Origin of the sequence: Brevibacillus sp. MCWH (assembly GCF_013096935.1) — a bacterium.
Lineage (GTDB): Bacteria > Bacillota > Bacilli > Brevibacillales > Brevibacillaceae > Brevibacillus > Brevibacillus aydinogluensis.
Genome location: NZ_SDLF01000024.1, coordinates 37,143 through 53,061 on the forward strand (window position 1 = coordinate 37,143; position 15,919 = coordinate 53,061).

At 57.5% G+C, this 15,919-nt stretch carries 11 protein-coding genes and 1 riboswitch; of the genes, 4 read left to right on the forward strand and 7 right to left on the reverse strand.

The window, feature by feature from the left end:
- Positions 1-129: 129 nt before the first annotated feature.
- The 7 genes from ETC00_RS17135 to moaC all read right to left on the reverse strand — a co-directional run bounded on the left by ETC00_RS17135 (position 130) and on the right by moaC (position 9,384).
- Positions 130-600, reverse strand: coding sequence for a hypothetical protein (locus ETC00_RS17135; RefSeq protein ID WP_171567344.1), 471 nt, complete (start codon positions 598-600; stop codon positions 130-132).
- Positions 601-934: 334 nt separating this feature from the next.
- Positions 935-2,116 carry a pyridoxal phosphate-dependent aminotransferase gene (locus ETC00_RS17140; RefSeq protein WP_171567345.1) on the reverse strand — a complete coding sequence of 394 codons (1,182 nt, stop codon included), beginning with the start codon at positions 2,114-2,116 and terminating at the stop codon, positions 935-937.
- A gap of 103 nt (positions 2,117-2,219) precedes the next feature.
- A riboswitch (SAM riboswitch) is annotated at positions 2,220-2,325 on the reverse strand.
- A 166-nt stretch (positions 2,326-2,491) separates the two neighbouring features.
- Positions 2,492-3,724: an efflux RND transporter periplasmic adaptor subunit gene (locus ETC00_RS17145; RefSeq protein WP_171567346.1), complete on the reverse strand. Its 1,233-nt coding sequence runs from the start codon at positions 3,722-3,724 to the stop codon at positions 2,492-2,494.
- Positions 3,725-3,737: 13 nt separating this feature from the next.
- Positions 3,738-6,878, reverse strand: coding sequence for an efflux RND transporter permease subunit (locus ETC00_RS17150; RefSeq protein ID WP_171567347.1), 3,141 nt, complete (start codon positions 6,876-6,878; stop codon positions 3,738-3,740).
- The gene (locus tag ETC00_RS17155; RefSeq protein ID WP_171567348.1) at positions 6,875-7,336 is read right to left on the reverse strand and encodes a MarR family winged helix-turn-helix transcriptional regulator; all 462 of its coding nucleotides are present in this window, start codon (positions 7,334-7,336) and stop codon (positions 6,875-6,877) included. The genes ETC00_RS17150 and ETC00_RS17155 overlap by 4 nt, the downstream gene beginning before the upstream one ends.
- Positions 7,337-7,647: 311 nt before the next feature.
- Positions 7,648-8,895: an MDR family MFS transporter gene (locus tag ETC00_RS17160; protein WP_171567349.1), complete on the reverse strand. Its 1,248-nt coding sequence runs from the start codon at positions 8,893-8,895 to the stop codon at positions 7,648-7,650.
- Between the two features lie 6 nt (positions 8,896-8,901).
- The gene (moaC, locus tag ETC00_RS17165; RefSeq protein ID WP_171567350.1) at positions 8,902-9,384 is read right to left on the reverse strand and encodes a cyclic pyranopterin monophosphate synthase MoaC; all 483 of its coding nucleotides are present in this window, start codon (positions 9,382-9,384) and stop codon (positions 8,902-8,904) included.
- A gap of 307 nt (positions 9,385-9,691) precedes the next feature.
- On the opposite strand from moaC, the gene ETC00_RS17170 reads away from it, so the two are divergent.
- From ETC00_RS17170 to ETC00_RS17185, 4 genes are all read left to right on the forward strand, one after another.
- Entirely contained in the window at positions 9,692-10,399 is a 708-nt protein-coding gene (locus ETC00_RS17170; RefSeq protein ID WP_171567351.1) for a molybdenum cofactor biosynthesis protein, read from the forward strand.
- 4 nt (positions 10,400-10,403) lie between these two features.
- Positions 10,404-11,429 (forward strand): ThiF family adenylyltransferase, encoded by a 1,026-nt coding sequence (locus ETC00_RS17175; protein ID WP_171567352.1) that lies wholly within the window; start codon positions 10,404-10,406, stop codon positions 11,427-11,429.
- Between the two features lie 439 nt (positions 11,430-11,868).
- The gene (gene acnA, locus ETC00_RS17180) at positions 11,869-14,598 is read left to right on the forward strand and encodes an aconitate hydratase AcnA (RefSeq protein ID WP_029098674.1); all 2,730 of its coding nucleotides are present in this window, start codon (positions 11,869-11,871) and stop codon (positions 14,596-14,598) included.
- A gap of 570 nt (positions 14,599-15,168) precedes the next feature.
- Entirely contained in the window at positions 15,169-15,744 is a 576-nt protein-coding gene (locus ETC00_RS17185) for a zinc metalloprotease (RefSeq protein WP_171567353.1), read from the forward strand.
- Positions 15,745-15,919 lie beyond the last annotated feature (175 nt).

Consider the following 15,919-nt stretch of genomic DNA (forward strand, 5'->3'; position numbering starts at 1 on the left):
CTATAGACGGAATAGGTTTTGGCTATTGTTCTCTTGGACAAGCAAAAAAGGAAGCGTAAACCGCTTCCCGTCTCATTCTCTGGATCGTGTTCGTTTGTATCGCGCGCCAGGGTTCAGGGTTCGGGTTCCCTATGCGATGCGAACCACCCGGGCATTTTCCGTCTGCGGCAGGAATGACAGATCGACGTGTTCGCGCGCCACATCGAAGCCAATGTCTTCAGCAAGCAACAGCGCTTCTTCACGGAACGTCGGCGTGCAGCTTCCTTCGTTCAACTGGCACAGCCGCTTCAAGCGCTTAAGCCGCTCCGCCATCTTCTCCGCGCGCATCACCTCGTTGCGCAGGTCACACACGTTTACGTGCACCGCGTCGGCGATCATGCTGATGTCATTGATATGGACAATGAGCCGCTTGCCCTCCTCCGTGACAAAACCGAGCGAGCAAAACTGTGCGCCGGACATCTCCAACCGTGTGAGCACGGCGTTGGCAAACTCCTCGCCGGACCGCAGGCGAATCAGACCCGCTTCTACGGCGCCGCCTATCTTGCGCTCATTGGAGATGACCGTATACATGTCCGTATATCCGTTGATCTGGTAGCGCATGATACCCTCCTGCCGAACAAACGTGATCATTGAGATCAATTATCATTACCACACCCATCGTATAATGAAAATCATTATCTGTCAATGCTGAGAATGATTTTTACTGAGAATGGATTTTTTTGCATGGGCGCGTCATTCGTGATCGCGCCCGCCGCGCTTTTTTATAGTATTCGCCCGCCCGGTTTTGGACTATGCGGCACTCGCCTATTTTGGGCGGGGCCCATCCCGGACGCGGCACTGCCCCGCCTCCGCCTCGCTTCCCAAAAAATCAAACCGCCAGGGCGTTTTGCGAACACACTGGCGGTCAGTTCTCAATCACATGAACGATATATTGCTAGTTGCACGGGGAGAAAATACCCAAACGCTCAATCCGCGCCACTGCTTCCGCCAGCCGCTCTTCGCTGGCCAAAAGCGCTGCGCGCACGTACCCTTCGCCGGTGGGGCCGAAACCTACGCCCGGTGCGACAGCGACATGGGCTTTTTCCAACAGCAAGTCGGCAAATTCGGCAGAGGTAAACCCTTTCGGCACCGGCAGCCAGGTGAAAAACGAGCCCTGCGACGGTGCCGCCTCCCAGCCGATGCGGTGCAGGTTGGAAAACAGCGCGTTGCGCCGGCTTTCGTAGACGGTCACCAACTCGCGGACACACTGCTGGGAATCGGTCAGCGCCCGGACCGCCGCCATCTGGATGGCGCCGAACAGGCTGCAGAAGTAGTGGTCCTGGATCAGGTTGATCAGCCGGACCAGTTCCCGGTTGCCGACCATCGCGCCGACGCGCCAGCCGGCCATGTTGTACGTTTTGGACAGCGTGTAAAATTCCACGCCCACTTCTTTGGCTCCCGGCACCTGCAGGAAGCTGACCGGCTTCTTGCCGTCGAAGCTGATCGCTCCGTAGGCGAAGTCGTGACAGACGACGATTTCGTGCTTGCGGGCGAAACGGACCGTCTCTTCGAAAAATTCGTACGGCGCATTGACCGCGGTCGGGTTGTTGGGGTAGTTCAGGAACATCAGCTTGGCTTTGTCCAGATCCTCTCGGGCCAGCTCGCCGTAGTCCGGCAGGAAACCGTTCGCGGCGCGCAGCGGCATCATCACCATCCGCCCGTCGGCGATGGCCACTCCCGACCAGTAATCGGGATAGCCGGGGTCCGGCACCAGAGCCACATCGCCCGGATTGAGCAATACCTGGCAGATTTCCACCAGTCCGGTCTTGCTGCCGAACAGGATGGCCACTTCCTCTTCCGGGTCCAGATCGACGTCAAACTCCTGCTTGTACCAGTGGGCGACAGCCCGTTTCAGTTCCACACGACCGCTGAACGGCGGGTACTTGTGGTGAACCGGACGGGCAGCATGTTCCTGCAGTTCCTCGACAATGTGCGGCGGCGTCGGCAGATCGGGGTTGCCCTGCCCCAAGTTGATTACGTCATGGCCGGCGGCGATGGCCTTGTTCACTTTCGCCACCAGCGAGGCAAAAAACTGCGTCGGCAGACGGTCAATCATGGCGGACGGTTGGATGCGCATCAGTCTCTCGTTCCTTTCCCTTGGGTAAATCGTGCAGACGTCGGCGGCTAAGCAAAAAGCCCCTTTTCCTGTACAGAAAAAGGGGCAGATCGACATCTCCACGTTCTTATCTGTCAGGAATGCTCCTGCTGGAATTGGCACAGCATCTGCACAGGCAGATCCGCTGCCGGGCTTCATCGGGCCAGTCCCTCCGCCTCTCTTGATAAGGTGATTGCGTGCTATTCAGTTTCGTTTGCAGTCTCGTTCCATCCCAGCAGCATCCGGCGGGTCAGCGACCGTGTCGCCCCCCGCAGCGACGTCCCTGCAGGGCCGCCGCAGCATTCCGACTGTGCTGGTTGGATATCTCTTTCATACTACTTGAGCAAGCGAACAGTGTCAAGATGTCGGCTGGACGTTTACCTTGGCGCCGTCTTTCAGCAGCGTCTGTCCGCGCACGACGATTTGCTCGCCTTCTTTCAGCCCTGCCTTTACCTCCACCAGATCGCTGGATTCGATCCCGGTCTGCACTTCCACTTTTTTTGCCGTGTCTCCCTCCAGCTTGTAGACGAACCGCTTGCCGTTCTCGTCAAAGACGGCCTTGAGCGGCACCACCAGCATGCTGTTGGTTTGCTGATGCGCAAACTGGATGCTGACGACCATGTCCGCCTTCAGCGAAGCGTCCTGCTTGGCCAGGGCAATTTCCACCGGATACGCGCGCAGCGTCTGATCCATCACGGGACTGATCGCGCTCACCGTGCCGTCCAGCTCCTTGGAGATGGCAGAGATTTGAATCTTCACCTTGTCCCCTTTTTTCACTGACGTTACTTCCTCTTCGGAGAGGTTTGCCTTGACGATCAGCGGATCGGTATCCACGATGGTGACCACTGGCGCTTGCGGCGAAGCCATTTCCCCTACCTGACCGTTGACGGCGGAGACGAAGCCGGAGATCGGGGCGGTCACCGTCGCGTTGGCCAACTGTTCACGCGCGTTTTGCAGCGAGATGCGGGCCTGTTCCACGGATGCCTGAGTGACGGCCACTCCCGTCTGCTTTTCAGCCATCTCCAGCGCTTCCTTGGCGTTGGCATACGCCGTCTTCGCATTGGTGAGGGCCGCCTGTGCCTGTTCCAATTGCTGCGGAGACACCGCTCCCTGTTTGAACAGGTCAGACATGCGCTGGTAGTCGCGTTCCGCGTCCCGCAGCGCCTGCTCGGCCTGCACCAGACCGTTTTTCGCCTGCTGCAGCCCCTGGTCGGAGGCGGCATTACTCTGCTTCAGGTTGGCTACGGCGAGATCGTACGCCGCCTGCGCCTGCTGCACTGCATTCTCCAGATCCGTTTTCTCCAGGCTGAAAAGCACCTGTCCCTGTTTGACATACTGCCCCAGTTTTACGTTCAGCTGCACAATCTTGCCGCCCACTTTTGGAGCCAAGGTGACTTCCTTGTTGGGGGCCAGTTTCCCGGTTACCCCCGCGCGCGTCGACACGCTTCCCTTTTTCACTGTATCGACCTGTACCGGCACCGGCTTGTTATCCGTTTGCGTCTGCTGCGTGGCCGCATCCGGAGCCGTACAACCTGCCAGGGCAACTGCCAAGGCCAGCAGCAGCCCAAGACTTCCCTTGTTCATCTTCATACCGTGTAGCCTCCTATCCCAACGTCGGCATTTCCTGGCCGGCCGCTTTTTTCTGCTTGCGTTTTTCTTTGCGATTGCGCCACTTTTGCCCCAGATCGTCAAACCAGGTGTAGACGACCGGAATCAGCACAAGCGTAATCAGTGTGGAGAAACTGAGACCGAAGATGACGACGACAGCCATGGGCGCCATCGATTCGTTCCCTTCCCCGCCGCCAAAGGCAAGCGGCATGATTGCCAGAATCGTCGCAAGTGACGTCATCAGAATCGGACGCAGACGGATCGGACCCGCCTGGAGGATGGCCTCGTTCCGCTCCACGCCCCGTTTGCGCTGTTGGTTGACGTAGTCGATCAAGACGATCGCGTTGTTGACGACAATCCCGATGAGCAGGATGTACCCGATCAGCGCCGGAACGCTCAGCGGATAGCCGGTCGTAAGCAGGCCCACGACCACGCCGATGAACGTCGGCGGGATGGAGAACATGATGACAAACGGTGTAAACAGGGATTCAAACTGGCTGGCCATCACCATGTAGACCAGCACGATCGACAGAATGATCGCCAGTCCCAGGCTGCCGAACGACTCGGCCATCTCCTTGCTCTGACCGCCGAATTCCAGCGTGTAGCCGTCCGGCAGTGACAGGGCGTTCAGCTTGGCCATCACGTCATTGGAAACCGAGTTCAAGTCGCGTCCGACGATATCGCTGCTGATCGTCACTTCCCGCGACTGATTGGAGCGTTTGATCAGCTGCGGCACGTCCTTTTTGACGATCTCGGCGACAGACGACAGGGCGACCTGCGCGCCGCTCGCCGTCGGGATGCGGAGCTGCTGCAGGTAGCTGATGTCGTCCTGATACGACTTGGGCAGCATGATCTTCACGTCAATCTGGTCATCCCCCGTCTGGTAGGTGGTGACCGTCATGCCGTCAAACGCCGTGCGCACGTTGGACAGGACCTGACTGGTGGTCAGCCCGTACAGGCTCGCCTTTTTCGGATCGACCAGCACCTGCACTTCCTGGCGCGTCTCTTCCAGCGAGGTGGTGACGTTGCGCGTGCCCGGCACCTGTTTGATCTCGCCGGCGATGATCGAGCTGATGTCCTCCAGCACGTCGAGGTTATCCCCGCGCAAGCTCACTTCCAGCGGTGCCCCCATCGGGCCGCCCGACTGGTCCAATTCCGTTACCTCAATCTCCGCCCCCGAGATGTCGGCCAGCCGTTCGCGCAGTTGTTCCGTCACCTGCTCGGTGCTGACGGAGCGCTGGTCCTTGGGCACCAGCTTGATTTGCAGCTGCGCCTGGTTGGACATGGCGCTGGCGATGAGCGCCGGGCCGCCGGAGGAGCCGATCGAGGTGTACAGCTGCTCCATTTCCGGCAGATCTTTTACGCGCTGTTCCACTTCGGCGACCACTTTTTCCGTCTCCTGCAGCATGGTGCCGTTCGGCAATTTAATGGAGATGGAAATCTGTCCCTGGTCCATCTTCGGAATAAATTCCGCGCCGACTCCGCCGGTGAGGGCAATTGCGCCGACAAACAAGGCGATCGTCAGGGCAAACACGGTCTTGCGGTGACCAAGCGCCCACTTCAGCAGACGGCCATAGCCGCGCGCGATTTTGTTAAATCCTTTGTTGAACCACATCACCGGATTGAGGCCCCGGTAGTTGGCCACCGCCTCTCCCTCGGTGTGCGGCACTCGTTTCAGCCAGCGGGAACTAAGCATCGGCACCAGCGTCAGCGAAGCCAAAAGCGCGGCGATGTGCGAGTAGACGACCGTCAGCGCCAGCGGGCCAAACAGCTCGGAAGCCAGCCCTTCGACAAATACGATCGGAGCAAATACGGCGATTTGCGCCAGCGCGGAGGCCATCACCGCCGTGCCCACTTCCCTGGAACCGAGTCGGGCCGCTTCCATCATGCCCTTGCCCTGCTCCCGATAGCGGAAAATGTTTTCCAGAATCACGACCGCGAAGTCTACCAGGGAACCCAGCCCCAGGGTCAACCCGGCAAGCGAGATCATGTTGATCGTCTGTCCGGTAAAGTACATCAGGCAGAAGGTCGCCACCACGGAGATCGGAATCACGATGGAGACGATCAACATGGAACGGAAGCTGTTCAAAAACAGGAACAGGATGATGATCGAGAACACCCCGCCCAAGAGCGCGTGCTCTCCGACCGTGTAGATGGAATCCTTGATAAACGTGGACGAGTCGAGAATCGTGGTCAGCTTGACGTTGGGAGGCAGCATCTGTTTCAGCGCCTCCAACTCCCGGTTTACCGCGTCTGCCACTTCAATCGTATTACCGCCCGAGGCTTTGGTAATGGTCAGGCCGACGCTGGGCATTCCATTCATGTACGCCTTCTGCGTCACGTCTTTGTACGTCTCGTTGACCGTCGCCAGGTTTTTCAGCGCGATGCTGCCGTTCTGCACATGAATCGGCGTCTCGCCAATGTCGGTAACGGTATCGTATTCGCCATCGACCCGGATGCTCAGCTTGGTGTCGCCTTGGCGAATCACACCGGACGAACCGGACACGTTGGTAGCCATCAAAGCCTGCTGGATCTGGTCAATGCCGATCCCGTAAGCGGCCAGCCGGTTCGGGTCGAGCACGACCTCGACGATCTTCTCCTGGCCGCCGGAGACGCCGACGGAGGCAACACCGTCAATCCGCTCCAAATGCGGTTTGATCGTGTCTTCGGCGATCGCCTTCAGCTTGACGATGTCTTCTTCCCCGGTCAGGGAGAAGGTCATGATTGGTTGACTGTTGGGGTCCAATTTCAGAATGCGGGGGGACTTGGCGTTGTCCGGCAGGATTCCGCGGATCAAGTCCACCTTGTCACGCATGTCCAACGTTGCCTGGTCCATGTTTGTTCCCCAGTTGAACTGCAGGATGACCTGGGAGGCCCCTTCGATGGAGTTGGACATGATTTTGTCTACGTTGGGCACCGTTCCCAATGCTTCCTCGATGGGACGGGTCACCAGCTTTTCCACTTCGGCAGGCGTGCCGCCCTCGACGGTGGTGACGACCACCGCCACCGGCAGATTCAGCTCCGGATACAGCTCAACCGCCAGCTTGGGCAGGGAGACGAAGCCGAAGATGAGCAGGGCCACCGTCATCATCAGGATGGTAACGGGGCGTTGAATGGAGAAGCGGGAAAGATTCATCGTGTACAGCTACCTCCCTTTTTCGGAAACGATTGTTGCCGTTTTTCCAAATAGTGTGTCAAGATCGTCAGCGATCGGCACACATCTTCCACCTCTTGACTGGACATGCCGTCGAACAGCTTGTCAAAGTAGCCGCCCTGCATAAAGGGAATCCGTTGCGTGATCGCTTCCGGGGTGTCGGCAAGTTCCACCCAGACGATGCGCCGATCTTTTTCGTCCCGCACCCGTTTGACATAGCCGTCCCGTTCGAGCCGGTCGACGATGCCGGATACTGTGCTGTAGGAGAGGTCGATCAGCCGGCTGATTTCCCCAATAGTCCTGGGCGCCTCTATTACGGGACCCAGGACGAACATCTGCGGAATGGTCAATCCGCATTGGGTCAGTTCCTGGGCGATGACGTCCAGGTAGACCTTGTTCATCTGGATCAACTGCTTCGACATGCGCCTCATAGGATTCATAGGCCACACCTCTGTTATTTCGCGTCACGAAACATTATGACACAGGACATATTTCGCATCAAGAAATTTTCGTGGTAAAATGTATCATTTTTTCAACAGACCACCCTCCAACACGGCTCACCCCTTACCATGCCACGCGTTTATGAACTCAATATGAACTGGGGTAATCCATGTCTACCATGAATAAACGCCCCTCGCACGAGAGGGACGCTGCCGTAAAAGCGTATGTTATTAGACCCTATTACCTATTTCATTTTATCTATTTCATTTGCTTCACATCCGGAGTCGGAGACAAAGGCCTCTCCCCCGGCTCATTTCTCCGGCACGCTTACCGCCGGCTGCGTCTCCGTCCGCTTGACGAACGAGCTGTACGCGGCAAAACAGCCTACCGCCACCAGTGCCAAGACCGCCATCAGGTAAAGCATCCCTTGCGGAGCGAGCGCCTCGAAGGCCATCGCCCCCACGAGCGGTCCCGCCATCCTTCCAGCAGAGGCGATACCGCTGACAATGCCCTGGACCATCCCTTCCCGGCCGGCCGGGGCCAGATCGGCAGCGATGGTGGGGACAGCCGGCCACACCAGCATTTCGCCGATCGTCATCACAAACATGGCCGCAACAAATCCGGCGTAGGCCGTCGATTGCGAGAGGATGAGCATCGACAGTGCAAACACGTACCCGCCGAGCAGCAGCTGCGCTTTCAACGTCCGGGCGAAGCTGTTGATGATCCAGGAGATCAGCGGTTGGCCAAACAAGATGAGCGCTCCGTTCAGCGTCCAGAGCAGACTGTACTGCCGAAGCGAAATGCCCAGCGTCTGCATGTAGGCGGAAAGCACCGTCGTCCACTGCACGTAGACGATCCAGCAGACCAACAAGCCGCTGCAGAGCACGGCGAGCGCCCCCCAGGCAACCGGCCGATGGTTTGTTCCCGCCGCAGCCTGCTTCGCCTCTGTCTCGGCCGATTCCGCCGCGTGAACCTGTTCATTTGGTTGATCCGCCAAATGCTGCGGCAGGCACCTAAGAAACATCGCCAGCGTCACAGCCTGCGCAATCGCGTTTCCGAAAAACGTCCAGGCGAACGACACGCTGGCCAAAACGCCGCACAAGGCCGAACCGACGGCCACCCCGATGTTGAGCGCGACGTAAATCACGTTCAGCCCTCTGCGCCCGCCTTCCGGCCAGAGGCGGACAGCCAGTGCATTCAGTACAGGAAAGATCGTGCCAAAGAAAAATCCGTTCAATAACAGCAGCACGGTGTAGGCGGTGAAGTCGGTCGTCAAGCCAAGCGCGACAGAAACAGCGATCGCGCCGACAGAACCGACCGCAAACGTCCGCCTGTGTCCCCAGCGGTCAAAAAGAATGCCGCCTGCCACACTCCCCACGAGGTTGGCTCCCTGGTTCAACAGCAGCAATAGTCCGGCTACGGTGAGCGGTTGGCCCAGGTAATCGTGGATGTAAATGGTGACCAGCGGCCATATGCACGCCATGCCCGTGGAAGTCATGGCGGCAACGACGGCGAGAACCCGTATGCTGCGCGGATACATGTTCCATATTCCGCTCATGTCTGGTTACTCCTCAATCCGATGATAATCTCCGCTTTTTCCGCCCGTTTTGCTCATCAGGCAGGTGGGGCCGATAACCATCCCCTTGTCCATCGCCTTGCACATGTCGTAGACAGTGAGAGCGGCTGCACTGACGGCGGTCAGCGCTTCCATCTCCACCCCCGTCTTGCCGGTGGTTTTGACTGTCGCCTCTACCTCCAGCGTGTCGGGGGCGACAAAGGCAAAGCTGATGTCGACGCCGGTCAGCGGCAGCGGATGGCACATCGGAATCAGCTCCCACGTCTTTTTCGCGGCCATCACGCCGGCCACCTGGGCCACCGCGAGCACGTCTCCCTTGGACACGCGCCCTTGCCGGATGCGGTCGAGCGTCTCCGGTTTCATCGTAATTCTGCTCTTCGCCACCGCTTCCCGCCGGGTCTCCTTTTTGTCGGAGATGTCCACCATGCGGGCGCGCTGCTGGTCATTAAAATGGGTTAATGTATCGCTCATGCTGCGCTCCTCCTCGATTGATCCCCCCTTGGAGGGAAATGGGCGTATTGCCGTCCACCCTGCCGGTCCAAGCCGCCTGGGCCAGGTGGACGAATGTCGCCCGTCGTATCTCTCATCACCTCTAACCTTACCGCTGGCGCTCTGTAAAATCAATGCAGAAACTGCGCAAAGCGTTACACTCATTAGACAGTATCCGCTTTGGTGTGTTATCGTTTCCGGTAGAAAGCCATTCAACCTGCCGCCGCTTCCCCTGTACAAAGATACCCGGCGTCAGGTTGTTCAAAACCGGGAAATGAGGAGTGCATCGATGCAAATACGCGTGCTGTTGTTTGCCGGCCTCGCCGAGAGGGCCGGTAAGCGGGAGATTCAAGTGAGCGTAGCGGAAGGAGCTCTCGTCCGCGACCTGCTGCAGGCAGTCGGAGAGCAGTATCATGCGCTGGCGCCGCTGTTGGGGAGCTGCTTTGTCTCCGTCAACCAGGAATATGCCGAACCGGACAAGGCGCTGGCACCAGGCGACGAAGTGGCGATTCTTCCCCCGGTGAGCGGCGGCGAAGAGCCGCGCTTTGCCGTAACGACGGAGCCGCTCAGCGCGGACAAACTGGTCCGGCTCGTCTCCAATCCCCGAGCCGGGGCTGTGCTTACCTTTGTCGGAACCGTTCGCGAATTTACCAACGGACAGCGGACCGTCTCCCTCACCTACGAGGCGTACGAACCGATGGCCGTAGAAAAGATGAAGCAAATTGCCAAAGAAGTGGCCGAGCGCTGGCCGGGAGCGGAACTGGCCATGCATCACCGCATCGGCGACCTGCAAATCGAGGAGATTGCCGTCGTCGCCGCCGTCGCCACGCCGCACCGCAGCGAAGCGTTTGAAGCGGGACGGTACGCGATCGAACGGCTGAAACAGATTGTTCCCATCTGGAAAAAGGAAGTCTGGGAAGACGGCAGCGAGTGGAAAGGGCACCAGCAGGGACCGTGGAACCCGCTGGCGCTTCCTGACGAGTCAGAAAGGAGATAGAGTTGTGAACACGCGATACTCCCGGCAAATCCTGTTTCCTCCGATTGGCCGGACCGGTCAGGAACGGCTTCTCCGCAGCCGCGTGGCGATCGTCGGCATGGGCGCGCTGGGAACGGTGCTGGCCAACCATATGGTCCGGGCCGGGGTCGGTTTTGTCCGCCTGATTGACCGCGACTTTGTGGAGCCGAGCAACCTGCAGCGGCAGATGTTGTACGACGAAGACGACGCCCGCCAGCACCTGCCCAAGGCGATAGCCGCCCACGCCAAGCTGACGAAGATTAATTCGGAAGTGACAGTCGAGCCGGTGGTGGCCGACCTGACGGCTCACAATGCGGAAAAGCTGTTGCCCGACGTCCAGCTCGTGCTGGACGCCACAGACAACTTTCAGGTTCGCTATCTGATCAATGACGTCTGCGTCAAGCACGGCATTCCCTGGGTGTACGGCGGAGCGGTCAGCGCCACCGGCACGTTTACGGCCATCCGGCCGGGGATTACCCCCTGCCTGCGCTGCCTCTTTCCGGAAGCGCCCAATCCGGGGGAAATGCCAACCTGCGACACGGCCGGCGTAATCGGTCCGATCATTCACATCGTCGCCTCTTACCAGGCGACGGAGGCGTTGAAACTGCTGGTGGACAATCAGGAAGCGCTCAATCCCCATCTGGAGCACTTCGACATCTGGGCCAACCGTCACCAGCAGATCCGCGTACAAAACGGGCGGCGAGCCGACTGCCCGACCTGCGGACAGCGTCAGTTTACCTGTCTGATGCCGGACACTCAGGAGGGACAGGCTGTCTCCTTGTGCGGTCGCAACACGGTGCAGATTTCGCCTGCGGCCGACGCGCAGCTCGATCTGGACCAACTGGCGGAACGGCTGGCGCCGTTGGGGCACATCGAGCGAAACAGATTTCTCCTCCGCTTTCACGTCGACCCGCACACGCTGGTCGTCTTCCCCGACGGACGTGTGCTGGTGCAGGGTACAGACGACATCAGTCTGGCCCGGACGCTGCATGCGCGGTACATCGGTGCGTAAAAGGCGGCGAAAACCAGCCATCCTTTCGCTGCCACCTGCCACCGCTGGCTTATGCCTGCGCGGCAGGGATCGCCGGCTTTCGTGGTCGGCAGCCCGCAGCCATATAACGGAGCCATAAAATAATAAGGAAGCGATTGCATAACTTCCCCCGCCGCTGTCATACGGATGGCGGCCATTTTTTCAGGCTGACCGAGGAGAATAATCCCAGCCAAGGGAGTTCATGGCGCATTACATTTACCTGATGGGGTTATAGTAAGTCTGGAACTTTCTTCGAACGTATGCATAACGCTGCACCATGTTTTTTCACTGATTTTGTGCAGCCATCATGAATTTTGGGGTAGAAGCCGAGCAGCAAATCGAGTATAATAGGGGCGTATCGAAGAAACGAAACTGCGTTTCATCAGATGAAACTCCAAGTAAAAAAGGGAGGTTGTGCACTTTGGCTAAACACGATGCTTACAACGTGAAGTCTTCCCTGCAAGTGGGCGGCAAGACGTACGCATACTACCGCCTGCAAGGCTTGGAAGAGCAAGGAATCGGCGAAGTTTCCAAGCTGCCGTTCTCCATTAAAGTGCTGCTGGAAGCGGCTGTGCGTCAGTTTGACGGCCGCGCCATCACCAAAGAACACGTGCAACAACTGGCCAACTGGACAAAAGGCCGCGACGAAAACAAGGAAGTGCCGCTCATGCCGGCCCGTATTGTTCTGCAAGACTTTACGGGTGTGCCGGCCGTCGTCGACCTGGCTGCCATGCGCATCGCGATGAAGCGCGCCGGCGGCGATCCGAAACGGATCAATCCGCTCGTTCCGGTTGACCTGGTCATCGACCACTCCGTCATGGTTGACGATTTCGGCAACGACAAGGCGCTGGAAAACAACATGAAGCTGGAATTCGAACGCAACCAGGAGCGCTACCGCTTCCTGCGCTGGGCGCAAACCGCGTTTGACAACTTCCGCGCCGTTCCGCCGGCAACCGGTATCGTGCACCAGGTAAACCTGGAGTACCTAGCAACTGTCGTGGCAACCCGCGAAGTAAACGGCGAACTGGTGGCCTTCCCGGACTCCCTCGTCGGCACCGACTCCCACACCACGATGATCAACGGTCTGGGCGTGCTGGGCTGGGGCGTCGGCGGCATTGAGGCGGAAGCCGGCATGCTCGGCCAACCGCTCTACTTCGTCACCCCGGAAGTCGTCGGCTTCAAGCTGACCGGCACCCTGAAAGAAGGGGCAACCGCAACCGACCTGGCGCTGACCGTTACGCAAATGCTGCGCAAAAAAGGCGTGGTCGGCAAATTCGTCGAGTTCTACGGCCCGGGCCTGTCCAACATCTCGCTGGCAGACCGCGCGACCGTCGCCAACATGGCGCCTGAATACGGCGCAACCATGGGCTTCTTCCCTGTCGACGCCGAAACGCTCAACTACCTGCGTCAAACCGGCCGCAGCGAAGAGCAAATCGCCCTGGTGGAAGCGTACACCAAAGCGCAAGGCCTGTTCCGCACCGACGACACGCCGGATCCGGTCTTCACCGAAACGCTGGAACTGGATCTGTCCACCGTCGTGCCCAGCCTGGCCGGTCCGAAGCGTCCGCAAGACCGCGTCGAACTGACCAACATGAAGGAATCCTTCAACAACAGCCTGCGCACGCCGATCGAAAAAGGCGGCTTCGGCCTCTCCGAAGAAAAGATCAAGGCGGAAGCAACCGTCACCTACCCGAACGGCGAGACGGCAACCCTGAAAACCGGTTCCGTCGTCATCGCAGCCATCACGTCCTGTACCAATACATCCAACCCGAGCGTAATGCTGGGCGCCGGCATCCTGGCGAAAAAAGCTGTGGAAAAAGGACTGAAAAAACCGCCGTTCGTGAAGAGCTCGCTGGCTCCGGGTTCCCGCGTCGTGACCCAGTACCTGATCGACGCCGGCCTGATCGATTCGCTCAACGCGCTCGGCTTCAACGTGGTCGGTTACGGCTGCACCACCTGCATCGGTAACTCCGGTCCGCTGCCGGAAGAAACCAGCAAGGCGATCGCCGAAAACGACCTGACCGTGGCAGCCGTACTGTCCGGTAACCGCAACTTCGAAGGCCGCATCCACGCGCAGGTAAAAGCGAACTACCTCGCTTCCCCGCCGCTGGTCATCGCATACGCCCTGGCCGGCACCGTGGACATCGACCTGACGAAAGATCCGATCGGCATCGGCAAAGACGGCCAGCCGGTTTACCTGAAAGACATCTGGCCGACGCCGCAAGAGCTGGCGGAAGCGATGAACAAGGCGATGAATCCGGAACTGTTCCGCGCCCAATACGCGAACGTGTTTACGCAAAACAAGGCATGGAACGAAATCGACGCACCGAAAGGCGACCTCTACGAGTGGGATGAAAACTCCACCTACATCCAGGAGCCGCCGTTCTTCAAAGACCTTACCGGCGACGTCGGTCACATCGAAGAGATCAAAGGCGCACGCGCACTGGCTCTTCTGGGCGATTCCGTCACCACCGACCACATCTCGCCGGCGGGCAACATCTCGCCGACCAGCCCGGCAGGCCTGTTCCTGCAGTCCAAAGGCGTGGAACGCAAGGACTTCAACTCCTACGGCGCTCGCCGCGGCAGCCACGACGTGATGATGCGCGGTACGTTTGCCAACATCCGCATCCGCAACCAAATCGCGCCGGGCACCGAAGGCGGCGTAACCAAGTACCTGCCGACCGGCGAAATCATGTCCATCTACGATGCGTCCATGAAGTACCAAGCAGACGGCACGCCGCTGGTGGTACTGGCCGGTAAGGAGTACGGTACCGGTTCCTCCCGCGACTGGGCGGCAAAAGGTACGTTCCTGCTCGGCATCAAAGCGGTAATCGCGGAAAGCTTCGAGCGCATCCACCGCTCCAACCTGGTGGGCATGGGCGTGCTCCCGCTGCAGTTCGCCGACGGCCAAAGCTGGAAATCGCTCAACATCGACGGTACGGAAACGTTTGACATCGTCGGCTTGAACGACAACGTACAGCCTGGCCAACGTCTGAAAGTGAAGGCAACCCGTCAGGATGGCAGCCAGTTCGAGTTCGACGTCATCGTCCGTCTCGACTCGATGGTGGATGTCGACTACTACCGCAACGGCGGCATCCTGCAAACCGTCCTGCGTCAACTGCTGGACGAAGGCAAACCGGTAACGGCGTAACCAATAACATTCCTTACAGCACCCGCATGAAACAGGCAAGCGAATGCTTGCCTGTTTTCATTTTCAGCGTGTAGACAAAGTCCGTGGCGAATGGGTGATCGGGCTCTCTCGCTCTATTGAGGCCCATCATTCCATGCCATATACTTTTTCTCCACCTTCGGTTTATCAATGTGCAGGCCTTCCTGCCTGGAAACGATGGTAGATCGGTTGCTTTGGAACCTTCTTGATAAAAAGGCACATTGTCTTCAGCCCCAGGCACTTCTTCATGATGGAGTGCCTTTTTTTGTGCACAGCTGGACGGGGCAAAACAAAAAACGACCAAATCAGCGGATTCGTACGTCAGCTGAGGGACGGCATTAGAAAGCCGGCACAACCCTCCGTTATTCTTATTCTCGGTAAATTTTTTCACATCCGGAGAGTTCAGCTCTTTCGCCAGCTTTTGAAAAATCCGTCATCACATAGGTTCTAGTGTTCTTAATCACATTCATTTAACAAAATACCTCTGTTTACAATTATTGGTTTTTAGGTGTGTATTTGAATTGATGTAAATTTTTAGAAGGAGGAAACTCTATGTCGCGCAAAAGGGTTAAAGTTGCAGCTGGTCTATTTACGATTGTTGCTTCACTCTCTTTCTTTACTACTAGTGCATTTGCAAACTTCCTAGGGGGGAAGTGGGAGATCTCAAACATTATTTATGAAAACATTAATTTAGAGAAAAAGTACTCTCGCGTTCTTTGGACTGCTGTTGATAAATGGAATGGAATTAGTAGTAGTTTTGATCTTTCACCTGCTGATTCGGATGAAACTGGTTATGTTGCAGTAAAACATCTACCTAGAGCAGAAGATAATTATCTTGGCTGGAGTGGCACTTATGGTTACGCAATCCCCTATGATGACAGAGGAAGAGAGAACCGTTCTCCATATGCATCAGCCGATGTTGTTATTGTACGATATTTATGTGACAAACTGGACGAGGATGACACTATTAACATGATTACCCATGAATTTGGTCATGTTCTTGGGCTTGCACATATAGATAGTAGAAAAATTGATTCTATTATGGACTATGCAGACGTATTTGACTGGGATATAGACGGACCAACAAGTTACGACAAGAAAAATATTCGCGAACTCTACGGTCGATAATTTGAAAGGATGTGTTATCAGTGAAAAAAATGATAACGACTGTGACTGTGTGAAGATCAACGTTAAAATCCCCAATATAATCGGTTGAAAATTCCCCACTTTCATCGCAAACTCTCTCCTTGGAGGAGAGAGGAATCATGATAAAGAATGGGGAGTTTTACATGATTCACGAAAT

What these genes read in the sequence shown, in the direction of transcription:
- moaC (WP_171567350.1), bottom strand. Translation starts at nt 9,384, where the DNA reads ATGAGCGATACATTAACCCATTTTAATGACCAGCAGCGCGCCCGCATG.
- ETC00_RS17145 (WP_171567346.1), bottom strand. Translation starts at nt 3,724, where the DNA reads ATGAAGATGAACAAGGGAAGTCTTGGGCTGCTGCTGGCCTTGGCAGTT.
- ETC00_RS17160 (WP_171567349.1), bottom strand. Translation starts at nt 8,895, where the DNA reads ATGAGCGGAATATGGAACATGTATCCGCGCAGCATACGGGTTCTCGCC.
- ETC00_RS17185 (WP_171567353.1), top strand. Translation starts at nt 15,169, where the DNA reads ATGTCGCGCAAAAGGGTTAAAGTTGCAGCTGGTCTATTTACGATTGTT.
- ETC00_RS17170 (WP_171567351.1), top strand. Translation starts at nt 9,692, where the DNA reads ATGCAAATACGCGTGCTGTTGTTTGCCGGCCTCGCCGAGAGGGCCGGT.
- ETC00_RS17150 (WP_171567347.1), bottom strand. Translation starts at nt 6,878, where the DNA reads ATGAATCTTTCCCGCTTCTCCATTCAACGCCCCGTTACCATCCTGATG.
- ETC00_RS17140 (WP_171567345.1), bottom strand. Translation starts at nt 2,116, where the DNA reads ATGCGCATCCAACCGTCCGCCATGATTGACCGTCTGCCGACGCAGTTT.
- ETC00_RS17155 (WP_171567348.1), bottom strand. Translation starts at nt 7,336, where the DNA reads ATGAATCCTATGAGGCGCATGTCGAAGCAGTTGATCCAGATGAACAAG.
- ETC00_RS17135 (WP_171567344.1), bottom strand. Translation starts at nt 600, where the DNA reads ATGCGCTACCAGATCAACGGATATACGGACATGTATACGGTCATCTCC.